This window comes from Micromonospora sp. AB353 (assembly GCF_049538395.1).
Classification (GTDB): Bacteria; Actinomycetota; Actinomycetes; order Mycobacteriales; family Micromonosporaceae; genus Micromonospora; species Micromonospora aurantiaca.
Genome location: NZ_JBMVFV010000130.1, coordinates 1 through 10,303 on the forward strand (window position 1 = coordinate 1; position 10,303 = coordinate 10,303).

At 76.0% G+C, this 10,303-nt stretch carries 2 protein-coding genes; both read left to right on the forward strand.

The window, feature by feature from the left end; translation table 11 throughout:
- Positions 1-3,270: type I polyketide synthase (locus ACPCK6_RS28470; protein WP_423482738.1), on the forward strand; the 3,270-nt coding region annotated here is incomplete at its 5' end.
- A 43-nt stretch (positions 3,271-3,313) separates the two neighbouring features.
- Positions 3,314-10,303, forward strand: a 6,990-nt coding sequence (locus ACPCK6_RS28475) for an SDR family NAD(P)-dependent oxidoreductase (RefSeq protein WP_423482739.1), incomplete at its 3' end; no start/stop codon positions are given.

A 10,303-nucleotide genomic window follows, 5' to 3' on the forward strand; every position in this document is an offset into this window, starting at 1 on the left:
GCGTCGGTGGTGGCGGGGCTGGACTGGCAGCCGCCGCGGATCCCGATCGTGTCGAACGTGACCGGCGCGGTCGCGGACGCCGCGGAGATCACCGAGCCCGGCTACTGGGTGCGGCACGTGCGCCAGCCCGTGCGCTTCGCCGACGCGGTGCGCACCCTCCACCAGCAGGACGTCACCCAGTTCCTGGAGGTCGGCCCCGACGCCGTACTCACCGCCATGGCGCAGGACTGCGTCGAGACGGCCGGCGAAGTCCGGTTCACCGCCACGATGCGCGCCGGGCACTCCGAGGCCGACACGCTGCGCACCGCCCTCGCCGAGCGGTACGTCACCGGCGACCACGTCGACTGGACCGGATACCTCGCCGCCCTCGACGGGTCCGGCCCCGAGCGGGCAGCCGAGGCGCGCCCCCGCGTCATCGCCCTGCCCACGTACGCCTTCGACCAGCAGCGCTACTGGCTCAACGCCAGCGCGGGGGTCGAGACGGTGCCCGGGCTCGGTGTCCGCCCCGTCGACCACGCGCTGCTCGGCGCCGCCGTACGCGTCGCCGACGACGACGTACGGGTCTTCGGCACCGAACTCTCCGTACTGACACACCCGTGGCTCGCCGACCACGTCGTCTGGGACTCGGTGGTGGTGCCCGGCGCCGCCCTGGTCGAGATGGTCCTGCACGCGGGCGCGCAGGTCGGCTGCGACACCCTCGACGAACTGACCCTCCAGGCCCCGCTGGCGCTCGCCGAGGACGGCACCCGGGCGGTGCAGGTGAAGCTGGGCGCGGTGGACGAGGACGGTCGCCGGACGGTCACCATCCACTCCCGCGCCGCCGCCGACCCGGACGGCGAGTGGGACCGCCACGCGGCGGGCGTCCTCGCCCCCGCCGTACCGCAGCCCGACCGGTCCGATCCGGCGCCGTGGCCGCCCAGCGCCGCCACCGCCGTCGCGGTCGACGGGATCTACACCGAGCTGTCCCGTCTGGGCGTCGAATACGGCCCCCTCTTCCGTGGCCTGCGCGCCGTCTGGCGCACCGGCGACGAGGTGTGCGCCGAGGTGGCGGTGCCCGACGGCACCGAGGTCGCCGGCTTCGGCCTGCATCCCGCCCTGCTGGACGCTGCGCTGCACGTCGTCGGCCTGCTCGACTCCGACGCGGAGGATGCCTCCGGCGTACGCCTGCCCTTCGCCTGGACCGGCGTCACGCTCTCGGCGGTCGGCGCGACCGCGCTGCGGGTACGCGCCCGGCGCAGCGGCGGCGGCGTGGCCCTGACCCTGACCGACCCGGCCGGCGCCCCCGTCGCCCGGATCGACTCCCTGGTCTCCCGCCCCGTCACCGCCGGCCAGGTGCGCGGCGGTGACTCCGCAGCCGACCCGCTGTACGCCCTCAACTGGCAGAGCGTGCGGCCGGGTACCCCGGCGACCGTCCGGGTGGTGCTCCTCGGCGACGCGCCGTCCGACCTGTCCGAGATCGCCAGGTACAGGCTCGCCGAGCTGGCGGAGGCGGTCGACTCCGGCCGGATCGACCCGGAACTGGTGCTGCTCGCCGCGTACACCGACGACGAGGACGCCCCGGTTCCCGCCGCGACGCGGACCCGGCTCACGGCGGTGCTGGCCGCCGTCCAGGGCTGGCTCGCCGACGATCGGCTGGCGGAGCGGCGGCTGGTCGTCCTGACCCGCGGGGCCGTCGCCGCCGGCGGCACCTGTCGTACGGGCGACCTGCCCGGCGCGGCCGTCTGGGGCCTGCTGCGCTCGGCCCAGGCGGAGCACCCCGACCGCTTCGTGCTCGTGGACCTCGACGAGGCGCGGCAGCCGGAGTCCTGCACTGTGGACCTGGTGGCCCGTGCGGTCGCCACCGGCGAACCCCAACTGGCGGTCCGGGACGAGCAGGTGCTGACGCCCCGGCTCGCGCCAGCCGTCCTCGACCCGGCGCCGGCCGCCGCCCTCGAACCCGACGGGACGGTCCTGGTCACCGGAGCCACCGGCGCCCTCGGCGGTCTGCTGGCCCGGCACCTGGTCAGTACGCACAAGGTGCGCCACCTGCTGCTGGTCAGCCGCCGCGGAACCGACGCCCCCGGCGCGGCGGAGCTGCTCGCCGAGCTGACCGCGCTGGGTGCGCAGGCCCGCCTGGTCGCCGCCGACGTGGCGGACCGGGACCGCCTGGCCGCGGTGCTGGCCGACGTTCCCGCCGAGCACCCGCTCACCGGCGTGGTGCACGCCGCCGGCGTCCTCGACGACACGGTGATCTCGGCGCTGACCCCCGGCCGGCTGTCAGCCGTGCTCTCCGCCAAGGCCGACGCCGCCTGGCACCTGCACGAGCTGACCCGATCGCGGCCGCTGGCGATGTTCGTCCTCTTCTCGTCGGTCGCCGGTGTCCTCGGCGGTCCCGGGCAGGGCAACTACGCCGCCGCGAACGCGTTCCTCGACGGCCTCGCCGGGCACCGGCATGCCTGCGGCCTCGCCGCCACGTCCCTGTCCTGGGGCCTCTGGGCCGCGGACAGCGGGATGACTGGCGCACTCGACGCCGCCGGGCGGCAGCGGATGAGCCGCAACGGCCTCAGCCCGCTCGGCACCGGCCAGGCGCTGCGCCTCTTCGACAACGGCCTGCACGGTGGACGCCCCCACCTGGTGCCGGCGTTGCTCGACCTCGCCGCGCTACGCCGCCAGGCCGACGCCGGCCAGCTCCCGGCGCCGCTGCGCGGCCTGGTCCGGGCCCGGCGGCGCGTCGTCGAGGGCGGCGGCGACGGCGGCCCGTCCTTCGCGCAGCGCCTCGCCGGCACGCCCGAGGCCGAACGCGGCCGGCTGGTGGAGGACCTGGTCAAGGCGCAGGTCATCGAGGTGCTCGGCTACCCGCCGGCCACCGTCGTGCCGTCCGGGCAGACGTTCACCGGCCTCGGCTTCGACTCGCTGACAGCCGTGGAGCTGCGCAACCGGCTGACCGCCCTCACCGGCATCCGGCTGCCGGCGAGCCTCATCTTCGACTGCCCCACGCCCGCCGCCCTCGCCGACTTCCTGCTGGTCGACGCCGCCCCGCCGAAGCCCGAACCGGGCCTGCTCGCCGAGCTGGACCGGCTGGAGGCCGCGTTCGCCGCGACCGCGCCGGAGGAACTGGAGCGGCTGGCTGCCGACGACGAGACGCGTACCGCCGTGGCCGTCCGCCTCCGGGCGCTGGTCACCCGGTGGAGCGACACCACCGACCGGCCCGACGACGTCGGCCAGGCCCTCGACGACGCCTCGGACGACGAGCTGTTCGACTTCATCGACCAGAAGTTCGGCCGATCCTGACCACGAGTCCGCGCTTGCCCCTTAGCGACAGGTGATCAACCCGATGGCGAACGAAGCCAAGCTCCGCGAGTACCTCAAGCGCGTCACCGCTGACCTGCACGAGACCAGCGAGCGCCTGCGGGCCGTCGACGAGCAGAATCACGAGCCGATCGCGATCGTGGGGATGGGCTGCCGCTACCCGGGCGGGGTGCGGACTCCGGAGGCGCTGTGGCGGCTGGTCGAGTCCGGCGTCGACGCCGTCACACCCTTCCCGGCGGACCGGGGCTGGGACGTGGAGAGCCTCTACGACCCCGACCCGGACGCGCACGGCAAGTCGTACACCCGCGAGGGCGGCTTCCTGCACGACGCCGGCGAGTTCGACGGCGGCTTCTTCGGCATCTCGCCCCGCGAGGCGCTGGCCATGGACCCGCAGCAGCGCCTCCTGCTGGAGGTCGCCTGGGAGACGGTCGAGCGGGCCGGCATCGCCGCGGACTCGCTCAAGGGCAGCCGCACCGGCGTCTTCACCGGCGTCATGTACCACGACTACGTCTCCCGGCTCAACGGCGTGCCGCAGGAGGTCGAGGCGTTCGTCGGCACGGGCAACCACGGCAGCGTCGTCTCCGGCCGGATCGCGTACACGTTCGGCTTCGAGGGCCCGGCCGTCACCGTCGACACCGCCTGCTCGTCCTCACTGGTGGCGCTGCACCTCGCCGTGCAGGCCCTGCGTTCCGGCGAGTGCACCCTCGCGCTGGCCGGCGGCGTCACCGTCATGTCCAGCCCCGACACGTTCGTCGGCTTCAGCCGCCAGCGCGGCCTGTCCCCGGACGGGCGGTGCAAGTCCTTCGCGGCCGCCGCCGACGGCACCGGCTGGAGCGAGGGCGCCGGGTTGCTGCTGCTGGAGCGGCTCTCCGACGCGCAGCGCAACGGCCACCGGGTGCTCGCCGTGGTGCGCGGCAGCGCGGTCAACTCCGACGGCGCCTCCAACGGCCTCACCGCGCCGCACGGCCCGTCGCAGCAACGCGTGATCCGCCAGGCCCTCGCCAACGCCCGGCTCGCCCCGGCCGACGTGGACGCCGTCGAGGCCCACGGCACCGGCACCCGCCTCGGCGACCCCATCGAGGCGCAGGCCCTGCTCGCCACGTACGGCCGGGACCGGGCCGACGACCAGCCCCTGTGGCTCGGGTCGATCAAGTCGAACCTCGGGCACACCCAGGCCGCGGCCGGCGTCGCCGGCGTCATCAAGATGGTCATGGCGATGCGTCACGGCGTCCTGCCGCGCACCCTGCACGTCGACGAGCCGTCCCCGCACGTCGACTGGTCGGCCGGCGCGGTGAGCCTGCTCCGCGAGCCGCGCCCGTGGCCGCGCGCGACGAGGCCCACGCGCGCGGGCGTCTCCTCGTTCGGTGTCAGCGGCACCAACGCCCACGTCATCGTCGAGGCCGCCCCGCCCGCGCCGCAGCCGGCCACCGACGCCGTCACCGGACCCGACCCGCTGCCGTGGGTCGTCTCCGCGCGCAGCGCCGCAGCGCTCGGCGCCCAGGCCGACCGGCTGCGCTCCTGGCTCGCCGAGCACCCCGACGCCGCGCCGGCCGCCGTGGGCCGGGCCCTGGCCACCGGCCGGTCCGTCCTGGAACACCGGGCGGTGCTGCTCGGCGCCGACCGGGACGAACTGCTCGCCGGGCTCGGCGCGCTGGCCGACGGGGTTCCGGCCGCGTCCGTACGGCGCGGGGTCGCCAGTCCCACCCGCGTCGCCGTGCTCTGCACCGGCCAGGGCGCCCAGCGCGTCGGCATGGGCCAGCGGTTGTACGCCGCCTTCCCGGCCTTCGCCGACGCCTTCGACGCCGCCTGCGCGGAGCTGGACAGGCACCTCGACCGGCCGCTGCGCGGCGTGCTCGACGGCCCCGCCGACGTGCTCGACCGCACCGGGTACGCCCAGGCGGCGCTCTTCGCCGTCGAGGTCGCCGCCTACCGGCTCGTCGAGTCCTGGGGTCTCGTGCCGGACTTCGTGGCCGGGCACTCGGTCGGCGAGGTGGCCGCCGCGCACATCGCCGGCGTGCTGTCGCTGCCCGACGCCGCCCGCCTGGTGGCCGCCCGGGGCACCCTGATGCAGGCGCTGCCCACCGGTGGCGCCATGGTGTCGATCCGCGCCACCGAGGCGGAGGTCCGCGCGCACCTGGCCACCGTCGGCGGGACGCCCGGCGCCGGGCTGGCCGCCGTCAACGGCCCGGAGTCCGTCGTCGTCTCCGGCGACGAGGACGCGGTGCTGGCGGTCGCCGCACACTTCGCAGCCCTCGGCCGCAGCACCAGGCGGCTGCGGGTCAGCCACGCGTTCCACTCCGCCCGCATGGACCCGATGCTCGACGCGTTCGGCGACGTGCTCGGGCAACTGACCTTCGCCGCGCCCCGCATCCCCGTGGTCTCCACCGTGACCGGAGCGGTGCTCGACCCCGACGAGGTGTGCTCCCCGGCGTACTGGCTGCGCAACGTCCGCGACACGGTCCGCTTCGACGCCGCCGTGACCACGCTGCGTGAGCTGGGTGTCGGCGCGTACGTCGAGGTGGGCCCGGGCGGAGTGCTCTGCGCGCTCACCCAGGAGATCGTCGGCGCGGACCAGGCGGTCTGCGCCCCCGTGCTGCGCGCCGAGCACGACGAGGCGACGACCGCCCTGGCCGCCGCGGCCACCGTGTGGGCCAGGGGCGTGCCGGTGAACTGGGCGGCCCTGTTCGCCGGCCCGCCCGTGCCGGTCGACCTGCCCACGTACGCGTTCCAGCGCGAACGCTACTGGTTGCTGCCCCTGCCGCAGCCCGCCGACGTGACCGCCGCCGGGCTGACCCCGACCGGCCACCCGCTGCTCGGCGCGGTGTTCCGCTCGGCCGACGGCGACGAGGTGACGCTCACCGGCAGGTTGTCCGTGGAGACCCAGCCCTGGCTGGCCGAGCACGCCCTGCGCGACGTCGTGCTCCTGCCCGGCACCGGGTTCGTGGAGCTGGCGATGCGGGCCGGCGCGGAGGTCGGCGCCGAACGGCTCGCCGAGCTGACCCTCCAGGCGCCGCTGGTGCTGCCCGAGACCGGCGGCGTCGACGTGCAGGTCGCCGCCGAACGCACCGGCGGCGGAGCGTGGCAGCTCACCGTCCACGCCCGTCGCGCCGGCACCGACGACATCTGGGTACGGCACGCCACCGGCCTGCTCACCGAGGAGCCGGATGAGGACACGGGCGAGCTGGCGCAGTGGCCGCCGGGCGACGCCACCTCCCTGGACGTGTCGGAGCTGGCCGGGCGGGCGGCACGGGCCGGGTTCGCGTACGGCCCGGCCTTCTCCGGGCTGCGTGCCGCCTGGCGCGTCGGCGCGGATGTGTACGCCGAGGTGGCGCTGCCCGATCCGGCGGCCGGCGACGCCGGTGGGTACGGGCTGCACCCGGCGTTGCTCGATGCCGCCGTGCAGGCGGTCGGGCTGGGCATCGTCGACCCCGGCGAGGCCCGGATGCCGTTCGCCTGGTCCGACGTGACGCTGTCCGCCCACGGCGCCGACACGCTGCGGGTACGGTTGACCCCCACCGGTCCGGACACGGTGTCCATGCTGGTCGCCGACGCCACCGGGGCGCCGGTCGCCCGGGTCGGCTCCCTGGTGCTGCGGCCCCTGCCGGCGGGGGAGCTCACCGCCGGCGGGTCCGCGTGGCGGCGCTCGCTGTTCCGCCTTGACTGGCTCCGGCACCCCGTCGCCGGGGGCGCCGCCGACGGCACGACCTGGGCGGTGCTCGGCGAACGTCCCGCCCCGCTGCCGTCCGGCCCGCCCGCCGCCCGGTACGCCGACCTCGACGCGCTCCGCGACGCCGGGGTACCCGACGCCGTGCTGTACCCGGTGGCCGGCGCGACCGGCCCCGGCGCCGTCCACGACCTGCTCGCCGAGGTCCTCGCCGTGCTCCAGGGCTGGCTCGCCGCCGAGCCGCACACCGGCGACTCCCGGCTGGTGGTCCTCACCGGCGGCGCCGTCGCCGTGGATGACGACGCGGAGGTCACCGACCTGGCCGGCGCCGCCGTGTGGGGCCTGCTCCGCTCCGCCCAGGCCGAGCACCCCGGCCGCTTCCTCGTCGTCGACGTCGACGACGAGGAGAACTGCGCGGCCGTCCTCGCCGGCCTGCTGTCGGCCGACGAGCCGCAGGCGGCGGTACGCGACGGGGCGCTCCGCGTGCCCCGGCTCGTCGCCGCCCCGGAACCCGACGCGCCGGCGCCGGCGCTGGACCCGGAGGGCACGGTGCTGGTCACCGGCGGTACCGGTGCCCTCGGCGCGCTGACCGCCCGCCACCTGGTCACCCGGTACGGGGCCCGGCACCTGCTGCTGACCAGCCGGCGCGGCGCCGACGCCGACGGCGCAGCCGACCTGGTCGCCGCCCTCGCCGACCTGGGGGCCACCGCGACGGTCGAGGCGTGCGACGCCGCCGACCGGGCCGCCCTCGCCGCGCTGCTGGACCGGATCGACCCGGCGCACCCGCTGACCGGCGTGGTGCACACCGCCGGCGTGCTGGCCGACCGCACCCTGACCTCGCTCACCCCCGAGACCCTCGGCGACGTGCTGCGGCCGAAGGTGGACGCCGCCGCGAACCTGCACGAGCTGACCGCCGCCAGCCGCCTCGCACTCTTCGTCACGTACTCCTCGGCGGCGGGCGTGACGGGCAGCCCCGGCCAGGCCAACTACGCGGCGGCCAACGCCTTCCTGGACGCGCTCGCCCACCGGCGACGGGCCGCGGGCCTGCCGGCGCACTCGCTGGCCTGGGGCCCGTGGGCGGAGTCGGGCGGCGGCATGACCGCCGGCCTCGACCGCGCCGACACCGACCGGCTGGCCCGGGCCGGCGTACGGCCGCTTGCCGAGGCGGACGGCCTCGCGCTCCTCGACGCCGCCCTGCTCACCGGCCTGCCCGCGACGGTGCCGATGGCGCTGGACGGGCCGGCGCTGCGCGCTCAGGCCGAGGCGGGCACCCTGCTGTCGGTCCTGCGCGGCCTGGTCCGGGCGCCCCGGCGCCGCGCCGCGCGGTCCGGCCCGGCGGAGACCGCCGCGCTGACCGGGCGGCTCGCCGGCCTCGACCGCGAGGAGCGCGCCGCGGCCCTGCTGCGGCTCGTCCTCGACCAGGTCGCAACGGTCCTGGGGTACGCCGACGCCGCCGCCGTCGAGGCCGGGCGTCCGTTCACCGAGCTCGGTTTCGACTCGCTCACCGCCGTCGAACTGCGCAACCGGCTGGGCGCGGTCACCGGCCTGCGCCTGCCCGCGACGCTGGTCTTCGACCACCCGACCCCGCTCGCCCTCGCCGACCACCTGGACGCCGAGACCGGAACGGACGCCGGCACCCGGGCGGCTCCGGCCGCCGCCGTCGCGGCGCTCGACGAGCCGATCGCGATCGTCGGCATGAGCTGCCGCTACCCCGGCGGCGTACGCAGCCCCGAGCAACTGTGGGATCTCCTCGTCTCCGGTGGCGACGGCATCACCGGCTTCCCCGCCGACCGCGGCTGGGACGTCGACGACCTGTACGACCCGTCCGGCGCGCGCCGGGGCAGCAGCTACGCCCGCGAGGGCGGCTTCCTGGCCGACGCCGCCGACTTCGACGCCGACCTGTTCAAGATCTCGCCGCACGAGGCCCTCGCCATGGACCCGCAGCAGCGGCTGCTGCTGGAGACCTCGTGGGAGGCCATCGAGGACGCCCGGATCGACCCGCTTGCGCTGCGTGGCCGCCCCGTCGGCGTGTTCGCCGGCATGATGTACCACAACCACGCCGCAGGGCTGGCCGACGTCCCGGAGACCCTCGACGGCTACCTCGGCGTCGGCACCGCCAGCAGCGTGTTGTCGGGCCGGGTGGCGTACTCGTTCGGGTTCGAGGGGCCGGCGGTGACTGTGGACACGGCGTGTTCCTCGTCGCTTGTGGCGTTGCACCTGGCGGTGCAGGCGCTGCGGTCGGGGGAGTGTGACCTGGCGCTGGCCGGCGGCGTCACGGTGATGGCGACGCCCGAGACGTTCATCGACTTCTCCCGCCAGCGGGGCATGGCCCCCGACGGCCGGTGCAAGTCGTTCTCCGACGCGGCGGACGGCACGGGCTGGTCCGAGGGCGTCGGCGTGCTGCTGGTGCAGCGGCTGTCGGACGCGCGGCGTGACGGGCGCCGGATCCTCGCGGTCGTGCGGGGCACGGCCGTCAACCAGGACGGCGCGTCGAACGGGTTGACGGCGCCGAACGGCCCCTCGCAGCAGCGGGTGATCCGCCAGGCCCTCAAGAACGCCCGGCTGGGCGTCGCCGACGTCGACGTCGTGGAGGCGCACGGCACGGGCACGACGTTGGGCGACCCCATCGAGGCCCAGGCGCTGCTCGCCACGTACGGGCAGGACCGCGACGACCGGGACGCCCTGTTGTTGGGGTCGGTGAAGTCGAACATCGGTCACACGCAGGCCGCTGCGGGGGTGGCGGGCGTCATCAAGATGGTCTTGGCGATGCGGTACGGGGTGGTGCCGGCGTCGTTGCACGTGGATATGCCGTCCTCGCATGTGGACTGGTCGTCGGGTGCGGTGGAGTTGGTGACCGAGGCGCGCGAGTGGCCGGGTGCGGGCCGTGCACGCAGGGCTGCCGTGTCGTCGTTCGGGATCTCGGGGACGAACGCGCACGTGATTGTGGAGCAGCCGGAGCCCGAGCCCGTCCCCGAGGTCGCGGCCGAGCCGGAGCACGCCGCGGCGTCTGCCGGGGGCGCTTCCGTGGCTTTGCCGGTGCCGTGGGTGGTGTCAGGGCGTTCGGAGCGGGCTCTGGTGGGTCAGGCGTCGAGGTTGGCGTCGTTCGTGCGGGAACGGTCCGGCCTTGCGGTGGCTGATGTGTCGTGGTCGTTGGTGAGGTCGCGGGCGGCGTTGGAGTATCGGGCGGTGGTGTGGGGCTCGGACGTGGACGAGCTGGTTGCCGGGCTGTCGGCTGTTGCCGAGGGCGGGTCGGTGGTGTCGGGTGTGGTGTCGGCGGGTCGTCGGGCGGTGTTGTTCACGGGTCAGGGTTCGCAGCGTGCGGGTATGGGCCGGGAGCTGTATGAGACGTTT